The sequence below is a fragment of the Nocardia sp. NPDC049707 genome, assembly GCF_040674855.1.
In the GTDB taxonomy this organism is placed as follows: Bacteria; Actinomycetota; Actinomycetes; order Mycobacteriales; family Mycobacteriaceae; genus Nocardia.
The window spans coordinates 1-17,194 of the sequence record NZ_JBFANN010000028.1; the positions used below are offsets into that span (position 1 = coordinate 1).

At 64.3% G+C, this 17,194-nt stretch carries 14 protein-coding genes, 1 tRNA gene and 1 pseudogene; 8 read left to right on the forward strand and 8 right to left on the reverse strand.

Annotated elements, in window-relative coordinates; genetic code table 11:
- Positions 1–795: 795 nt before the first annotated feature.
- The 3 genes from AB0J29_RS23395 to AB0J29_RS23405 are packed head-to-tail and all read right to left on the reverse strand — an operon-like array spanning position 796 to position 3,458.
- Positions 796–1,647 carry a helix-turn-helix transcriptional regulator gene (locus tag AB0J29_RS23395; protein WP_364789892.1) on the reverse strand — a complete coding sequence of 284 codons (852 nt, stop codon included), beginning with the start codon at positions 1,645–1,647 and terminating at the stop codon, positions 796–798.
- 43 nt (positions 1,648–1,690) lie between these two features.
- Positions 1,691–2,869: an XRE family transcriptional regulator gene (locus AB0J29_RS23400; RefSeq protein ID WP_364789895.1), complete on the reverse strand. Its 1,179-nt coding sequence runs from the start codon at positions 2,867–2,869 to the stop codon at positions 1,691–1,693.
- Positions 2,784–3,458, reverse strand: coding sequence for a hypothetical protein (locus AB0J29_RS23405; protein ID WP_364789897.1), 675 nt, complete (start codon positions 3,456–3,458; stop codon positions 2,784–2,786). Before AB0J29_RS23405 ends, AB0J29_RS23400 begins: the two co-directional genes overlap by 86 nt.
- 484 nt (positions 3,459–3,942) lie before the next feature.
- On the opposite strand from AB0J29_RS23405, the gene AB0J29_RS23410 reads away from it, so the two are divergent.
- The gene (locus AB0J29_RS23410; RefSeq protein ID WP_364789899.1) at positions 3,943–5,361 is read left to right on the forward strand and encodes a HEPN domain-containing protein; all 1,419 of its coding nucleotides are present in this window, start codon (positions 3,943–3,945) and stop codon (positions 5,359–5,361) included.
- Between the two features lie 188 nt (positions 5,362–5,549).
- Here the strand turns inward: AB0J29_RS23410 and AB0J29_RS23415 are convergent.
- The 4 genes from AB0J29_RS23415 to AB0J29_RS23430 all read right to left on the reverse strand — a co-directional run bounded on the left by AB0J29_RS23415 (position 5,550) and on the right by AB0J29_RS23430 (position 7,343).
- Positions 5,550–5,621, reverse strand: a tRNA-Val gene (locus tag AB0J29_RS23415).
- Between the two features lie 32 nt (positions 5,622–5,653).
- A complete protein-coding gene (locus AB0J29_RS23420; protein WP_364789902.1) occupies positions 5,654–6,133 on the reverse strand; it encodes a peroxiredoxin in 480 nt (159 codons plus the stop codon).
- A 71-nt stretch (positions 6,134–6,204) separates the two neighbouring features.
- Positions 6,205–6,627: a DUF3052 domain-containing protein gene (locus AB0J29_RS23425; protein WP_364390159.1), complete on the reverse strand. Its 423-nt coding sequence runs from the start codon at positions 6,625–6,627 to the stop codon at positions 6,205–6,207.
- 158 nt (positions 6,628–6,785) lie between these two features.
- Entirely contained in the window at positions 6,786–7,343 is a 558-nt protein-coding gene (locus AB0J29_RS23430; protein ID WP_364789905.1) for a hypothetical protein, read from the reverse strand.
- A 216-nt stretch (positions 7,344–7,559) separates the two neighbouring features.
- Between AB0J29_RS23430 and aceE the strand changes: the two genes are divergently transcribed.
- The 7 genes and pseudogenes from aceE to AB0J29_RS23465 form a co-directional block, all read left to right on the forward strand.
- A complete protein-coding gene (gene aceE, locus AB0J29_RS23435; protein ID WP_364789908.1) occupies positions 7,560–10,460 on the forward strand; it encodes a pyruvate dehydrogenase (acetyl-transferring), homodimeric type in 2,901 nt (966 codons plus the stop codon).
- 11 nt (positions 10,461–10,471) lie between these two features.
- Positions 10,472–11,806: a helix-turn-helix domain-containing protein gene (locus tag AB0J29_RS23440; protein WP_364789911.1), complete on the forward strand. Its 1,335-nt coding sequence runs from the start codon at positions 10,472–10,474 to the stop codon at positions 11,804–11,806.
- 128 nt (positions 11,807–11,934) lie between these two features.
- Entirely contained in the window at positions 11,935–12,849 is a 915-nt protein-coding gene (locus AB0J29_RS23445; protein ID WP_364789914.1) for an ACP S-malonyltransferase, read from the forward strand.
- 122 nt (positions 12,850–12,971) lie between these two features.
- Positions 12,972–13,271, forward strand: a complete 300-nt coding sequence (acpM, locus tag AB0J29_RS23450) for a meromycolate extension acyl carrier protein AcpM (protein WP_011208147.1) — start codon at positions 12,972–12,974, stop codon at positions 13,269–13,271.
- A gap of 10 nt (positions 13,272–13,281) precedes the next feature.
- A complete protein-coding gene (locus AB0J29_RS23455) occupies positions 13,282–14,532 on the forward strand; it encodes a KasA/KasB family beta-ketoacyl-ACP synthase (RefSeq protein WP_364789917.1) in 1,251 nt (416 codons plus the stop codon).
- Between the two features lie 200 nt (positions 14,533–14,732).
- A complete protein-coding gene (locus tag AB0J29_RS23460; RefSeq protein WP_364789920.1) occupies positions 14,733–16,166 on the forward strand; it encodes a carboxyl transferase domain-containing protein in 1,434 nt (477 codons plus the stop codon).
- A gap of 261 nt (positions 16,167–16,427) precedes the next feature.
- A pseudogene (locus AB0J29_RS23465) lies at positions 16,428–16,689 on the forward strand (cation:dicarboxylase symporter family transporter); the annotation flags it as partial.
- Positions 16,690–17,018: 329 nt separating this feature from the next.
- On the opposite strand, the gene AB0J29_RS23470 reads toward AB0J29_RS23465, so the two are convergent.
- On the reverse strand, positions 17,019–17,150 hold the full coding sequence (locus AB0J29_RS23470; protein WP_364789923.1) for a hypothetical protein: 132 nt from the start codon (positions 17,148–17,150) through the stop codon (positions 17,019–17,021).
- Positions 17,151–17,194 lie beyond the last annotated feature (44 nt).

Genomic DNA, 17,194 nt, shown 5'->3' on the forward strand with positions numbered 1-17,194 from the left:
GGCCCTCGTACTGGTCATGAAAACGTCGATCCGAATCTCGCCCCGCGTCAGGCCGATTTGCTGTGAACCGGTGGACTCAACTCAGCCTGACACGCGGGGCCAGTGCAACACGGACCGGTACCACCTCGACAAGCACGGGCACGGATTTGTCGCTGACCCTGAGAATGTTAGTGATCTGCGCCGACGGTGCCTCATCTGTCGGCAGCGCAAGGAATCGACGCCGCAGTTCTGCCCGCAGGGGCATGAATACACCCCCGAGAACAAGCGAATCGGCACGGATGGCAAACGATATTGCCAGCAATGTATCTGGGACCGAACACACCTCCCGCAATTCGGGCACTCATTTGTGCCAGACCCGTCCGGCCCGGTCAAGAAACGACGTTGCCTCACCTGTCGCAAGTTGAACCCGCCGCCGACGCATTGCGTCAACGGCCACAAATTCACTAAGGCAACAACGGAATACTCCGCAAAGGAATGGCGCAAGTGTGTGCTATGCCGCCTCAATGCTGACCACGTTCTGAAGCATGGGCACGAGTATGTGATTGACACGAGCAATCCGACGACGGTGCGCCGGTGTCGAGTGTGTGTCCAAGCGAAATATGCAGAGGCGAGGTTTTGTCCGTATGGGCATGAGTTCACGCCCGAGAACACGAGACTCAAGAATGGGTGGCGGAACTGTCGATCATGTGAACGGAATAGAGGTCACCGCAAGCTGTTTGACCACGATTTCGTTGCAAACCCAAATAGCGGCAAACAGGCGCGCTGCCTGACTTGTGCCCAAGCCCGTACGGCCCGCTAGAGACTCCCGCGCGGCGGGATTTTTCGCCGTTCCAGCGCTCGCACGATGAGCGCGCGGGCGGCGTCGTTGTAGGCGGCCCGGTCGGCCAGCAGGGCGAAGGTCTTCTCGTGCAACGCGATCTCCGAGGGCTGGGTGATGGTCAGCTCGGCGCTCACGGTCTCGGTGATGACCTGGGCGCGGTCGTACATGACGAAGTTCGTCGCCGGGGCGCGGTATTCGGCGTCCAGCGGGATCACGCCGAGCCGAACGTTTGGGCGGTCCAGTTCGCCGAGTAGGTGTTCGAGCTGCGCCGCCATCACCGCGCTGTCCCCAACGGTTCGGTGTAGCCCGGCCTCGGCGATGAGGATGTGGAAGCGGTGCCCGCCGCGCTGGAGGACGCGCTGTCGGACCATCCGCATAGCGACGGCCTCGTCCAGGTCGTCACGGCCTCCAGTGATGGCGATGCAGGCGCGCAGGATGGCGCGGGCGTAGTCCTCGGTCTGCAACAGACCGGGCAGGGTATCGGGGGCGAACCAGCGGATGAGCCGGGCCTGGCCTTCGAGCTTGATCGACTGGCGCTGTCGGTGCGCGTGTCCGGCGGCCACGGTGCGCTGCCACTCCAGGTACATAGCGCGCAGGTTGCGCAGGCTCGCTACCAGGTCATCCAGGACGTTGATAGCGCCGCACGCCTCGCACCAGACGGCGAGGTCGGCTTCGGACGGCGCTTGCTTCCCGCGCTCGATGCGGCTGATCTTGCTGGAGTGCCATCCGCACCGAGCGGCGAGATCGACGCCGGACAGGTGGGCGGCCCGGCGCAGCTCCCGAAGGCGTGCGCCGAGCGCGGCCCGTGCGTCATCGACAGCTCTCACGGCGCGTTCGCGTGCTCACTGTCGGCGTACCGAGATCGCTCAGCTAGACCGCATGTAGCTGGTATTGGCCCGTGAGGTTGCCGTGGCTTGTGTCGCTGGTGACCTCGGTTTCTTGAGCGGTTCGCAGTTCGGCGCCGAACGTCAGCGCATGGACGTCGCCGACGGGGAGATTCAACTCGTTGGCGACTATCCGGGCGCTGACCTTCGAACTCGATCGGTTGAACACTTGCGGGAACACCCGAGACATCTCGTAGTTCGGCATCCCGCCGGGCTCCGATGATCGGAATCCTCGGGTGGACAACTCGATACAGATCTGACGGTAATTCCAGTCGCTGATCCAGCCGGTTTTGTGTGCCGCCATCGCCAGCGCCATCGCCGATACCTTGAACTGGTCGCGCACCGTCAAGATGTCGGTGACCGACGGGTTCGACGGCAGATATTCAACGATGCTCGCGGCTGGTACCAAGAACTCCGAGGCGAATGCGTCGGCCTCCCGCTCGATGGCAGCTGTTTCGCACGGCTCGCCGTCGTGCAGGACGAGGTGGCCGATCTCGTGGGCGAGGTCGAACCTTATTCGTTCTGGGGATTTGCGGCGTGCCAGGAACACATACGGGGTTCCGGATCGCCACATCGAGTATGCGTCGACCGCATCGGCGAATGGCGGCAGGCTGTAGACACGGACACCACGAGATTCGCACAGCTGGACAAGGTTGGGCAGGGGCTTGGTTCCCAGTCCCCAGACGCCGCGCAGCAGTTGCGCGGCCGTCTCCGGGGCATTGCCGGCCAGCGGGGGCAGCGTCATCTCGGGGAGAAGGAACCGTTTGGAGATCCAACGGTCGATCTCCACTCCCGATATCCCGGCTGCGACTGCGGCGTCGCATTCCCGAGCGCTGGCTCGCCGCGCAGCGCGGAAACGAACCTCGTTCGAGTCGAACACCGGCGCACCACCGCGATCGAAGTAGCCGACCGGGAAATCCAAGGCGCCCGCGAGCGCTGCGGCCACATGCTGCGGCGCTTCGCCTGCCTCATACCGGGCGATCGTGCGGGGAATGACCGACAGCTGTCGCGCTAGTTCGGCTTTGGTCATTCCCCTACGCATCCGTGCGATCCGGATCCTGTCCGGGTTAAGGTAGGCCTCAGCCGACTTCGACGACCTTGAAGTTGACGTCTTGTCCTCCGACGTCGCGCGGCCTCGCGCTGTCACTGTCCGGCCTCCATTCATCGAGGATCACTCGCACATTCCAGCCTGTGAACTGGCCGTCTTCGAACCCGAGCGGCAGTGATATTTCCATACGCACAGCGTTGGTGTCTCGGTGGTACACAAGGAACCACGGTCCCTGTGGCGGCTGCTTGCGCACGTCACTTTCATCAGCGCGGGTGCCGCCGCGAAGTGCCTGGACCGTGATCAGCGGCACCATGTCGTTCACAGCCTCTTCAGTGGCTTTGCCTCTGCGGCGTGCCGCAGACGGGCCTCTCAGATTGTCGATGACGCCGGTAATCTCGTTGCCGCCGACCACGGACAGCGTGTATGAGCCGTCCGTTCGTTGGGAGATGGGACGATTCTTCGGATCGTCACCAACCCACAGCTTCGTTACGGCCAGTCGTTCACGCATCGTGCCCACGACATAGATCCACCGCATGAGGCCCGCCGCCGTGACCGGATGGTGCGTGGTCATGTTTCGGGCCGAGATATCGCCCGCCTGGATGGCGGATGTGACGTCCGGCACGGTGATACCCATGTGGCTGAGATACTCGGGGGCGTCCGGAGGTTCGATCACGATTGGATGATGAAACGGCATTGGCTGGTTCATGGCGGTGATACCTCCGTGGCGCCTCAATTTTCTGTTGAAAACCGGTCAATGACCAGGTCACACGCAGATTAGCACGCGCGTCTTAGTGTTCGTGGGCTATCAGAGCCATTGACGCGTCACGGAGATGCGAACATTGGAGCGCCTGACGAAAGCCCGAATCCCGTCGCCCCGGACTGATCCGATCCGATGCGAGGCAAGGGGCGATTGCTGTTGGGACGCCGCCGAGGAAGGCGGAGGCGCGCTGAATTGGCGCGTTTTTCGGGGGGATTTCGTGGCGAATTCGCGGGGGAAATTCGCACCCCCACTGCGCCCTGCTCTGGGGCGTTTCACCACTTCATGCCGCTGGACGATGGAAGGCCGCGCAGCTGCGGATCTTGCTGCAGATCGCCTATGGCGGCCCGCCTTGTGTCGGCGGGCACGGCGATGGCCGACTGAATGTCGCGGTGCTGGTAACAGGCTGGGCTTAGTCCACCGATTGCAAGTCATGGCAACGTCAGATGGTTCCGATTGCACAGTGAGTGACGGACCACACGAGGGTGTGTTTTGGCACCCAGACACCCCGCAGCGCCGCCGAAACGGTCGACTGAGCTATGTCCGAGGAGAGGACGCTGTGCTCACCCTGGCCGGACCGGTGGTTGATGAAGCTGGGATTACCTATGAGTTCAAACCGAACGAGATTTCGATCCGCATCGGGGGCAGCGCGGAAGAGAGAGTCTCTGCATGGGAGCCGATCACACTTCACGGTGTACTCGGAGACGGAACGTTAGCAACAGTCCTATACGCGCAGGGTGGCTATGACCAGAGCGCCGGCACCCTTGGGCAGCGGTATCAGAGTCGGTTCGTTGTTCACGGCGATCACGTGCCTGGACCGGATCAGCTCTATGACTCCGTGCGCTACCAGATTGGCGGTTGGCGTTGGTGGGATGGGATCGACGTTGGCGATACTGTTCCGGCCGGGGAGGGATCGACGCTGACCGTAGAGGAGAGTGCGGGAGCCGTCTGGCTCCGCTACATCCCGAGTGGACCAAGGACGCTGAGGGGGCTGCTGAATACGGCTGTTACGGGCTGCCAGGCGCTCGCTGCGCTGGTGGTCGACGAGACTCCAAGCGTTGTAAGAGTTCAAATACGCCTTGACGCGACGAGCCCATGGCTGGAGATAGTCGGTTCTCGAACCCGTGACAATCTCGAGACCACGAACGCGAGCAAGCTGATGCCCTGGGCTGTGCTTACCGCTGACAGGTTGGGGAGATGGATTCAGCTCAACGCGCACTTGGACGGTCTTGCGTGGGGCGTAATTGAACCGCCTGAGGGGCCAATTCAGGTCGAACTACTCACGGTAGCTTCGGTTGCGGAAGGACTGCATCGCCGCTTGCGGCCAACGCAGCGGAAGCGATTCGAACTCTCCAACGGGGCGATCGATCGGATTCGTAGGGCAGCTCGGGACGCTGGCGTTGAACGCTTTGCCCTTGAGGGCTTCGCAGACCGTGTACGGGCTGCGGAGGTGTTGAACGAGGAACTCGCACACATCAACGAGATTTCGTTTCGTCAACGTATCAGCGAGCTGGTCGAAATCGCTATCGGCGTAGTGCCGGAGACTATCGAATCCTTCCCCGATTACACCAGCCAGCTGGTCCAAGCTCGAAACGAGCTGGCACACCACTTGTTGCCGAAGGGGGACGAGACGCTGGACGTCCGAGTGCTCCGGTGGGCGACGTTGTCACGTGCCGTGCCCTGGGTGCTCCGGATTGTCCTACTCACGGAGGCCGGAATACCAGCCGCCGAGATACGCGAGAGCGTACTCATGAGCAGTCGTTTCAAGTTTCACCGAGCGAACTCGCGCCAGATGGCTCGCGAGCTTGGGTGGGACTTTACCGATCCCGCGACTGCCGCGGTCTGTGGTTGACAGTCGGGTTGCGCGCGGCGGCTCCGTCTGCGGGGGTGACATCGCTCGATGCGCTGCGGGGCATTGCCGGAGTAGAGCGGGCTCGTAGCGACGCTACTTGTTGGCGGTGCCCCATGTTTGCCCCACAGCGTCCGTCGCCTCAATGTGGCTGCCCCACGGAAAGCGGCGTCTACCTCAATGTTCAGTTGTGGGCGCAGAGGGGTTCGAACCCCCGACCGCTGGTGTGTAAAACCAGAGCTCTACCACTGAGCTATACGCCCGGGATCCGTCGGTGGGTGACCGACGGGCCGGTTTAGGACTTTAGCGCGGCGAGCGCTTTCTCCCAAGCCGCCTGGTCACGGGGCTCTCCGGGGCCGTTCATTTCGGCGAAGCGGATGATGCCGTCGCGGTCGACGACGAAGGTGCCGCGGTTCGGGTAGCCGGATTTCTCGTTGAAGACGCCGTAGGACTGGGCGATGGCGCCGTGTGGCCAGAAGTCGGACAGCAGCGGGAAGATGTAGCCCTGTTCGGCGGCCCAGATCTTGTGGGTGGGCGGCGGGCCGACCGAGATAGCGAGGATCTCCGCGTCGTCGTTCTGGAATTTGGGTAATTCGTCGCGGACCTTGCACAGCTCGCCCTGGCAGATTCCGGTAAAGGCGAGGGGATAGAACACGAGCAGCACGTTCTTCTTGCCGCGGTAATCCGAGAGCGTGACGTCCTGGTTGTTCTGATCCCTGAGTGTGAAATCCGGCGCGAGCGTGCCGACTTCCAGCGGGCCAACCTCGACTGGCATCACTGATCCTCCATCGTGTCGGGCTACACCGGGCGGTGGAGTACCGCCCGGCGAAACCATAGCGAAAGCGGTCAGCGCTGTTTCGAGGGTGCCTTGGGCTGCACGAGGCGGCTGCCCGACCAGGCACCGAGGCTGATCGCCGAGGTTTGCGTCAGACCCGCGGTGGGTGCCGCTTCGGCGATATCGCTCGGATCGACATGACCAGGTTGTCCGGTCTTGGGAGTGAGGACCCAGATGAAGCCTTCGTCGGCCAGCGGGCTGATGATCTCCATCAGCTCATCCGCCAGATCGCCGTCGCCTTCTCGCCACCACAGCAGGACAGCGTCGACTACCTCGTCGGAGTCTTCGTCGACCATCTCCCCGCCGCTGGCCTCTTCGACATCGGCCCGCAGGTCGTCGTCGGTGTCCTCGTCCCAGCCCAACTCCTGGACAACCATGCCGTGTGTAATGCCAAGCTTCTGAGCGTAGTTCTGCGCGTCCGCCGCGGCGACCACGGTGGTGTCCTCCTCAACTCCAGACAATAGGTATTGCAAGCGAACATGGTTATCGCCTCGAGCGCAAGCTGATCGGACGAAAAACCGATGGAATGTCGCGTGACAACCTCGCGCCATTGACCGATTTTCGCCACTCACCCCCGATTCATGGGACGAATTCAGCGTTTCGGGCAGGTGTCTTTGACCGCATTGCGCGCGTCGTTGACCCGCTTGCTCGCATCGTTGAGCGCGCCGACCGGGGCGGTGTAGGTCATCCTGCGGGTCTCCGCGGCGAGCTGGCGTGCGGCGGCGACGTATTCGGCGAACTCCGCCTGTAGCTCCGCGGGCAGCGCGCCGTTGGCGTTGCTCACCCCGGTGTCGACCTTGTTCGCGGCGTCCTCGAGGGTCTTGGCGGCGGTATCGCGCTTGGTGCTGTAGTCGGCTGCGTTCGCATCGTGCGCATCTACGAATTCGTTGTACTTCGAAACGCCGACACCCGTAGTTGTGGGGAATTGACCACAGTTGTCGCTGATCGCCTGCGTCTGGGCCGCGGCCTTGCGCGAGGAGGTCGCCGCGGCGGAAGATGAAGCCGCCTCGGTCTTGTAGGCGGCTAGTTCCGAGGCATTCGGATTGGCAACGCCGTCAACGTGTTTCGCGCAGCCGGCGATGGTCAGCCCGACTACGACCGCCGCTGCCGCGCACACCGCTGCGAACCCGCGTGGGTCCAGCACCTTCATCGTCCTCCGCGCCTCTCTGTGTCGCCGGCGGTCCTCGACTCACGTTCCCTGCGGAACCGTACTGCAGATGCCCCTGACATGATGACCTGGGCCACAACTTCCGCAAGGATGGAGGTGCGCCCCAACCTTTCGTAAAACGGGTGGTCCGCCGACCAAGTGTGCCGCCCGGGGAAACAGACGCCTATCAGCTTGTCCACCCCTGTACGAGGAGCAGATTTGACCGACCTGATCCACTCTTCCGCGCCAGTGAAATCCGCTGGCACCGACTCCGCGCCACGCGATCCGAGCGGATCGCACGTGCCGCCAACCGGCGAGCGGGTGCGGGTTATCCGCGAAGGGGTGGCGTCCTACCTACCGGACATCGACCCGGAGGAGACCTCCGAATGGCTCGAATCGTTCGATGACATGCTCGACCGGGAAGGTCCGGGCCGTGCGCGTTACCTCATGCTCCGGCTGTTGGAACGCGCCGGTGAGCGTAGGGTCGCCATTCCTTCCCTGACCTCTACCGACTACGTCAACACCATCCCCACCGAGAACGAGCCGTGGTTCCCCGGCGACGAAGAGGTGGAGCGACGCTACCGTGCCTGGATCCGCTGGAACGCGGCGATCATGGTGCACCGGGCCCAGCGTCCCGGCATCGGTGTCGGCGGTCATATCTCGACCTATGCGTCCTCGGCGGCGCTCTACGAGGTCGGCTTCAACCACTTCTTCCGCGGTAAGGACCATGCCGGCGGCGGCGATTCGATCTTCATCCAGGGTCACGCCTCGCCGGGCATCTACGCCCGTGCCTTCCTCGAGGGCCGGTTGAGCACCGACCAGATGGATGGCTTCCGGCAGGAATACAGCCACGGCGGTCCGGGCCATGGCCTGCCGTCGTACCCGCATCCGCGGCTGCTGAACAACTTCTGGGAGTTCCCCACGGTGTCGATGGGCCTGGGCCCGATGAACGCCATCTACCAGGCGCGGTTCAACCACTATTTGCACGACCGCGGCATCAAGGACACCTCCGATCAGCACGTCTGGGCCTTCCTCGGCGATGGTGAGATGGACGAGCCGGAGTCGCGCGGCCTGATCCAGGTGGCGGCGAACGAGGGTCTGGACAACCTCACCTTCGTGATCAACTGCAACCTGCAGCGTCTCGACGGCCCGGTGCGCGGTAACGGCAAGATCATCCAGGAGCTCGAGTCGTTCTTCCGCGGCGCGGGCTGGAACGTCATCAAGGTCATCTGGGGCCGCGAGTGGGACGCGCTGCTCGGCGCCGACCGCGACGGCGCGCTGGTGAACCTGATGAACAGCACCCCCGACGGCGATTACCAGACCTACAAGGCCAATGACGGCGCCTACGTCCGCGACCACTTCTTCGGCCGCGACCCGCGCACCAAGGCCCTGGTCCAGGACCTCTCGGATCAGGAGATCTGGAACCTCAAGCGCGGCGGTCACGACTACCGCAAGGTCTACGCCGCCTATGCGGCCGCGATGGCGCACAAGGGCCAGCCGACGGTGATCCTGGCCAAGACCATCAAGGGCTACACCCTCGGCAAGCATTTCGAGGGCCGCAATGCCACGCACCAGATGAAGAAGCTGACCCTGCAGGACCTCAAGGACTTCCGTGACCTGCAGCGGATTCCGATCTCCGATGCCGAACTGGAGAAGGACCCCTACCTGCCTCCGTACTACCACCCGGGCATGGAGGCGCGCGAGATCCAGTACATGCTCGATCGCCGCAAGGCACTCGGCGGCTTCCTGCCCGAACGGCGGACCGCGGCAAAGCCGCTGCAACTGCCCGGCGACGACGCGTACAAGTCGGTGCGCAAGGGTTCCGGCAAGCAGAACGTGGCCACCACCATGGCCCTGGTTCGGCTCATGAAGGAGCTGCTGCGGGATAAGGAGATCGGCAAGCGGATCGTGCCGATCATTCCGGACGAGGCCCGTACCTTCGGTATGGACTCGTGGTTCCCTTCGTTGAAGATCTACAACCGCAACGGGCAGTTGTACACGTCTGTCGACGCGGAATTGATGCTTGCATACAAAGAGAGTGTCGTCGGGCAGATTCTGCACGAGGGCATCAACGAGGCCGGATCGACCGCATCGTTCACCGCCGCGGGCACCTCGTACGCCACCCACGGCGAGCCGATGATCCCGCTGTACATCTTCTACTCGATGTTCGGCTTCCAGCGCACCGGCGACGGATTGTGGGCGGCGGCGGATCAATTGGCCCGCGGCTTCGTGCTCGGAGCGACCGCCGGGCGAACAACGCTGACCGGTGAGGGGCTGCAGCACAACGACGGCCACTCGCTGCTGCTGGCATCTACCAACCCGGCGGTGGTCACCTACGATCCGGCGTTCTCCTTCGAGATCGCGCACATCGTGCGAGATGGTCTGCGTCGCATGTACGGCGGCGGAACGCCGCAGCCCGGTCCCGGCGCACTGCCCGGCACGCATCCGCACGGATCGGCGGGCGAGTTCGGCGGCGAGGACATCTTCTACTACATCACCCTCTACAACGAGCCGTATGTACAGCCCGCCGAGCCCGACGATCTCGATATCGCCGGACTGCTGAAGGGCATCTATCTGTACAAGCGCGGCGGCGAGGGCACTGTGCGTGCCCAGATCCTGGTCTCGGGCGTCACGGTGCCCGACGGTGTGCGCGCCCAGGCGCTGCTCGCCGAGGAGTGGGGTGTGCAGGCCGATGTGTGGTCGGTGACCTCGTGGGGTGAGCTCCGCAAGGAGGCGCTCGACAAGGAGATCGCCCAGCTGCGCAATCCGGGCACCGATGCGGGCGTTCCGTACGTCACCCAGGCGCTGGCCCGGGTCGAGGGTCCCTATGTGGCCGCGACGGACTGGATGCGTGCGGTGCCGGATCAGGTCCGCAAGTGGGTGCCCGGCGACTTCACCACGCTCGGCACGGACGGTTTCGGTTTCTCCGATACCCGCCCCGCCGCGCGTCGCGTCTACAACGTCGACGCGCAGTCGATCGTGGTCGCGGCCCTGGCCGCACTCGGCCGCACCGGCAAGATCGATCCGGCCAAGGCCGTCGAGGCGGCGGCCAAATATCGCATCGATGATGTCGCCGCCGCGCCGAAGTCGGCGCCCGGCACCGAAGACGAACTCGCATAGCGGACGATTGGATGGTGGAACGTAAACCGCCGCGGCCGCGTCGGATCTCCGAAGGCTCTTCCGAGCATGAGGTGTATCTGCCGACGGGCGCACTCTCCCCGAACCGGCAAACCCGCGACCCACTGCCGGACACGCTGCTGAAACGCGTGAAGCAGTTCTCCGGACGGCTCTCCACCGAGGCGGTCGGGTCGATGCAGGATCGGTTGCCGTTCTTCACCGATCTGGACGCCGCGCAGCGCGCGGGCGTCCAGATGCTGGTGCAGACCGCGGTGGTGAACTTCCTGGAATGGCTACAGGATCCCGATAGCGATATCCGGTTCAGTCTGGACGCCTTCCAAGTCATCCCGCAGGATCTGGCGCGGCGGCTCACGCTGCGCCAGACCGTGGACATGGTCCGCGTGGCCATGGAGTTCTTCGAACAATGGCTGCCCGCGCTCGCGCGCAACGACCGGCAGCTGGTCGCACTCACCGAGGCGGTGTTGCGCTACGGGCGCGAGCTCGGATTCGCCGCCGCCTCGGTGTACGCGAGCGCCGCGGAATCCCGCGGCGCATGGGATACCCGGCTCGAGGCACTGGTCGTGGACGCCGTCGTCCGCGGCGATACCGGCCCGGACATGCTGTCGCGGGCCGCGACCCTGAACTGGGACGCCACCGCGCCGGCGACGGTGTTGGTCGGCACGCCACCGGGGGATCAGGGTGTTTCGATGGTCGGCTCGGTGCACTCCATCGCCGCGCGGCACGGTCGCGCGGCGCTGGCCGTCGTCCAGGGTTCGCGGCTGGTGATGGTGGTCAGTGGGAATCTGGGCGATACCTCCTATGCCTCACCATTTCTCGCGGATCTACTGGCCGAGGTGTTCTCCGACGGTCCGGTGGTGATCGGCCCGACCATGCGCACCCTCGGCGCGGCGCATGCCAGCGCGGTGGAGGCATTGGCCGGAATGGAGGCCGTTGTCGGCTGGCGCGGTGCCCCTCGACCGGTGCACGCTGCGGAATTGTTACCCGAGCGAGCCCTGTTGGGTGACCGAGCTGCAATCGACGCGTTGAACGAGTATCTTGTCCTTCCGTTGGCCGCCGCGGGGTCCGCGCTTGCCGACACTCTCGAGGCCTATCTGGATTGCGGTGGCGCGGTCGAGACGTGCGCACGTCAGCTGTACGTTCATCCAAATACCGTTCGCTATCGCCTCAAGCGGATCGCCGAGATCACGGGGCGTGATCCGATGAATCCGCGGGATGCCTACGTGCTTCGGATCGCCGCGACAGTGGGTCGTTTGACACGAACCCGTAACGAATCGTCAACTCCCACCCCAGAAGTCACTCAATTCTCGGTGGGTCACGAAAGCCTGTAACGGATCCGGCGAAACGGTCGATCAGGACAACTCACATGCGCTTTTGTGGAACCCCCACAAAAGCGCTGCGCAAGGTTCATTCGCGTCGACATCTCGGGCGGCGCACCTCACAGTGTTTTCTTAGAGATGTGATCGCGTTGTTCGCCCCTGGACAGGGGTCCCAGACACCCGGCATGCTCGCGCCTTGGCTCGACCTTCCCGGCGCGACTGAACGCCTCGCCCTCTGGTCCAAGGCCTCCGGCCTGGATCTGATTCGGCTCGGCACCATCGCGACGGCGGAGGAGATCACCGATACTGCCGTTACCCAGCCGCTTGTGGTCGCCGCCGCACTGCTGGCTTTCGCGGAAATCAAGCCGGATGCACTTCCGGCTACTACTATCGTTGCCGGGCATTCGGTCGGTGAGCTCGCCGCCGCCGCAGTCGCCGGAGTCATCTCCGCCGACGATGCGGTGCGGCTGGCCGCCATCCGCGGTGCGGAGATGGCCAAGGCGTGCGCGCTCGAGCCGACCGGCATGTCCGCGGTGCTCGGTGGTGATGAGGCCGCCGTGCTCGCACGTCTCGAAGAGCTCGACCTCGTCCCGGCCAACCGCAATGCCGCGGGTCAGATCGTGGCCGCCGGACGATTGACCGCCCTCGCGGAACTCGCCGCCAACCCGCCTGAGAAAGCGCGGGTGCGTGCGCTGCCCGTCGCGGGTGCCTTCCACACCGCGTTCATGGCTCCGGCCCAGGATGCTGTGACCGAAGCCATAGCCACGATCGCGCCGAACGAGCCGACGCGGACCCTGCTTTCGAACTTCGACGGCAAGCCGGTTACCTCCGGAGTCGATGCGGTCGCTAAGCTCGCGGCGCAGGTCACCCGGCCCGTCCGGTGGGACCTGTGCACCGAGACCGTCCGGCAAGCGGCGGTCTCGGTAGTGGCGGAGCTGCCGCCGGCGGGCACGCTCGTCGGCATCGCAAAACGGGAACTGAAGGGCACGCCAACATTGGCCCTGAAGACCCCTGAAGACCTCCCCGCGTTGGCCGGGCTCACCATTTCCGGCTAGCTTTCCCCCGGCGATTGTGTAACCCAATGCACGATCGTGACCGAGCAGGCGGTAACCATCGGCTCGCTCGATTCGAAAACAACAGTGAAGCCCTACAAAGTAGATAAGAAGGGAGCCACGAAGTGGCCGCTCTGACCCAGGAACAAATCGTCGAGGAACTCGGCAAGATCATCGAAGAGGTGACCGGTATCGAGCCCTCCGAAGTGACGCTCGAGAAGTCCTTTGTCGATGACCTGGACATCGACTCGCTGTCCATGGTCGAGATCGCGGTTCAGACCGAGGACAAGTACGGCGTGAAGATCCCGGACGAGGATCTGGCCAGCCTGAAGACGGTCGGCGACGCCGTCGCCTACATCCAGAAGCTCGAGGCCGAGAACGCTGACGCGGCCGCGGAGCTCAAGGCCAAGTTCGACGCCGAGTAGGGCCGACACTGTGACCACTCCTTCCACCTTGAACGGGAACTTCCCCAACGTCGTCGTTACAAGCTTGGCGGCGACCACGTCGATCGCTGGTGATGTCGATGCGACGTGGAAGGGACTCCTCAACGGCGAGAGCGGAATCGACGTACTGGAGGATTCCTTCGTCGAGGAGTACGAGCTTCCGGTCCGCATCGGCGGTCACCTGAAGGTTCGGCCCGATACCCTGCTGAGCCGTGTCGAATGTCGGCGCATGGCCTACGTCGAGCAGCTCGCGACCGTTCTCGGTCGTGAGGTCTGGCAGAACGCGGGCAGCCCCGAGGTCGACCCGGACCGTCTGGGTGTGGCGATCGGCACCGGGCTCGGTGGCGGTGACGCGCTCATCGACTCGGTCGACAAGCTGAAGAACGGTGGCTATCGCAAGATTTCGCCGCTGGCTGTTCAGATGGTCATGCCGAATGGTCCGTCGGCTGTGGTCGGTCTCGAACTGAAGGCCAGGGCAGGAGTGGTCACTCCGGTCTCGGCATGCTCATCGGGCTCCGAGGCCATCGCCAATGCATGGCGAATGATCGTCATGGGTGACGCCGATATGGTCGTCACCGGTGGCGTGGAGGGTTTCATCGACGCGGTGCCGATCGCGGCGTTCACCATGATGCGCGCGATGAGTACCCGCAATGACGACCCGAAGGGCGCCTCGCGTCCGTTCGACAAGGATCGCGACGGTTTCGTCTTCGGCGAGGCCGGTGCGCTGATGGTCATCGAGACCGAGGAGCACGCCAAGGCTCGTGGCGCGACGATCCACGCGCGCCTGCTGGGCGCCGGTATCACCTCCGATGGCTTCCACTTGGTCGCACCCGATCCCACTGGTGACGGTGCCGCCCGGGCGATGACGCGGGCGATGCAGACCGCGGGTCTTACGCCCAAGGACATCACCCACATCAATGCGCACGCGACTGCCACCCCGATCGGCGACACGGCCGAGGCGAACGCGATCAACAAGGCCGTGGGCAACCACGCCTCGGTGTACGCGCCGAAGTCGGCACTCGGTCACTCGATCGGCGCCGTCGGTGCGCTCGAATCTGTGCTCACCGTGCTCAGCATCCGGGACGGCATCGTCCCGCCGACGCTGAACCTGGACAACCAGGATCCGGAGATCGATCTGGATGTGGTGCACGGCGAGGCCCGCCGCCAGGAGATCGAGTACGCGATCAACAACTCGTTCGGGTTCGGTGGGCACAATGTCGCGCTCGCCTTCGGTCGGGCATAGCCGCGCGGTATCCGATTCGGTCTGTGCGTAGCTTCCGTGGTTACGCATGCTGCCCCTCCGGGCTCGAGCGCACAGGCCGGGCAGACTGCACAACGATCCCCGGTGGGGTCGACCGACGCCAAAGTCGGTCGACCCCACCGGTGTTCGACATACCCAGCCGCGGGTAGCGGCGCACTTGCATGAGGTGAGGAGAAAACGCGATGACAGTTGTGGCTCCCGCGTTTCGACCAGACACTGCGACCGATCCGCGTGATCCACTCGGGCGGCTGCAACGCTTTTTCGACCCCGGAACTGCGCTGCCGCTGCACCCGCGCGACAAGTCCGGTGTGTTGGCCGCGATCGGCGAGGTGGACGGTGTTCGCACCGTTGCCTACTGCTCCGATGCCACCGTCATGGGCGGCGCGATGGGCGTGGAGGGCTGCAAGCACATCGTCGACGCGATCGATACCGCTATTGATTCCTCGATTCCGGTGGTCGGCATCTGGCACTCCGGCGGCGCCCGCCTGGCCGAGGGGGTCGAGGCACTGCACGCGGTCGGCCTGGTCTTCGAGGCCATGGTCCGCGCGTCCGGTCTGGTACCGCAGATCTCGGTGGTGCTCGGCTTCGCGGCCGGTGGCGCCGCCTACGGGCCCGCGCTGACCGATATCGTGATCATGGCGCCGGAGGGCCGGGTCTTCGTGACCGGTCCCGATGTGGTGCGCAGCGTGACCGGCGAACAGGTCGATATGGCCACCCTGGGTGGTCCGGAGACGCACGGTAAGAAGTCCGGTGTCGCGCACATCGTCGCCAACGACGAGGCCGATGCGCTGCACCGTGGTCGGCGCCTGGTGTCGATGTTCGCCGAACAGGGCGAATTCGATCTGGTCGCGGCCGCACACGGCGATGTCGATCTCAAGGCGATGATGCCGGAATCGGCGAAGCGTGCCTACGACGTCAAGCCGATCATCCACGAGCTGCTCGACAATGTCGACGGTGAGTCCTCGTTCGAGGAGCTGCAGGGTGGTTACGCGCGCAGCATAGTCACCGGTCTCGGACGGCTCGGCGGGCGCACGGTTGGTGTGCTCGCCAATAACCCGATCCGCCTCGGTGGCTGCCTGAATTCCGAAAGTGCCGAGAAGGCAGCGCGTTTCGTTCGGTTGTGCGACGCGTTCGGCATTCCGCTTGTGGTGCTCACCGATGTGCCCGGGTACCTGCCCGGTGTCAGCATGGAGTGGGAGGGTGTGGTGCGGCGTGGTGCGAAGCTGTTGCACGCATTCGCCGAGGCGCGGGTGCCGCGGGTCACGTTGGTCACCCGCAAGATCTACGGTGGCGCCTACATCGCGATGAACGCCCGTTCGCTGGGTGCGACCGCGGTGTACGCCTGGCCCGGTTCCGAGGTCGCCGTCATGGGCGCCAAGGCCGCGGTCGGCATCCTGCACAAGAAGGCTCTCGCCGCCGCGCCGGAAGATGAGCGTGAGGCGCTGCACGAGCGGCTGACTATCGAGCACGAGCGCATCGCCGGTGGTGTCGAGCGAGCCATGGCGATCGGTGTCGTGGACGAGGTCATCGACCCGGCCAAGACCCGCAGCACCATTGCCGCGGCATTGGCGGCGGCGCCGGTGCGCAAGAGTCATCACAAGAACATTCCGCTGTAAATTCGGTGGTTAGAGCGGGCCTCGGGATTTCCGAGGCCCGCTTTCATTCGTATTGTTCTCGGTGCACCGGATCCGATGCTGCGGCGGTTTCGATCGTCACGCTCATGCGCCAACATACGAGCCATTCGTATCGCCAAGGTTCGATCGGGTTCCGGGCGGCAATAGATCGCAAAAGCCTTGGTGCCGCTCGCTATTCCTGCAACTGCTGGTGGCGATAGTGGCCGGAATTCTGGTCGGCAATATGGTGCAGCCGGGTACGGGCTGTATTTGTTCTATCTGCGTGCTGTTCTTGGCGCATGCGCTCCGGGTGGATCTGAGTCTCGGCGAACAGATCACGGCGGTCGGCATGCTGATGTTGACCTCGAAAGGTACGGCGGGCGTGCCGGGTTGGTCATTCCCGGCGCTGTCGGCGACGATCAGTGCGATCGGACACGGTCTGGTTTCGGAACTGGCGAGTTGGGAGGCCGCTTCCTTACGTTCATGCTGCGTCGCGTTCGTGGAACCGGTCGGGTGCATGCGTATTGACCAGGCACGATAGCGAAGTCGATTGGCTCACTGCGGGTTACGCCGCACGTCGGATGTCGGCGGTGCGGGCTCGGGTGATCGGGCCAATTCGGTGAAAGACCCCATACGGGTCCGATCCGGCTTGTAGTCTCCGACTAGAGTGAAATGTTTGTGTTCCTGATTTTGGGAGGGGGATGTGTTGAAGGTTTGTCTTGCAACAGTGTTCGCCTGCGGTGCAGTGCTTCTCGGTGTCACCGGATGTGGTGGCGGGACCGATTCGCGCGGCGATCACACCCCCGCCAGTGCGCCGGTTCAGACCAGTGCACCGGTGCCGACCAGCGCCGCGGCTCAGTCGAGCAGCGCACCCGAAGCCCCGGTTCCGCCCTCGCCGGAAGCGACATCGGTAGCACCGCCGCCTGCCGCGGCGCCGGAACCGCAGGCGCCACCGGCCGCGTCGGCGCCGCAGCCCGAACCCGTCAAGCCCGCACCGACATTGACCGCACCCGGATTCGAACCGCGCGCGG

Coding starts and splice junctions, on each gene's coding strand:
- AB0J29_RS23405 (WP_364789897.1), bottom strand. CDS start 3,458: ATGAACCAGCCAATGCCGTTTCATCATCCAATCGTGATCGAACCTCCG.
- AB0J29_RS23420 (WP_364789902.1), bottom strand. CDS start 6,133: ATGCCAGTCGAGGTTGGCCCGCTGGAAGTCGGCACGCTCGCGCCGGAT.
- AB0J29_RS23400 (WP_364789895.1), bottom strand. CDS start 2,869: ATGAATGGAGGCCGGACAGTGACAGCGCGAGGCCGCGCGACGTCGGAG.
- AB0J29_RS23410 (WP_364789899.1), top strand. CDS start 3,943: ATGGCAACGTCAGATGGTTCCGATTGCACAGTGAGTGACGGACCACAC.
- AB0J29_RS23440 (WP_364789911.1), top strand. CDS start 10,472: ATGGTGGAACGTAAACCGCCGCGGCCGCGTCGGATCTCCGAAGGCTCT.
- AB0J29_RS23430 (WP_364789905.1), bottom strand. CDS start 7,343: ATGAAGGTGCTGGACCCACGCGGGTTCGCAGCGGTGTGCGCGGCAGCG.
- AB0J29_RS23460 (WP_364789920.1), top strand. CDS start 14,733: ATGACAGTTGTGGCTCCCGCGTTTCGACCAGACACTGCGACCGATCCG.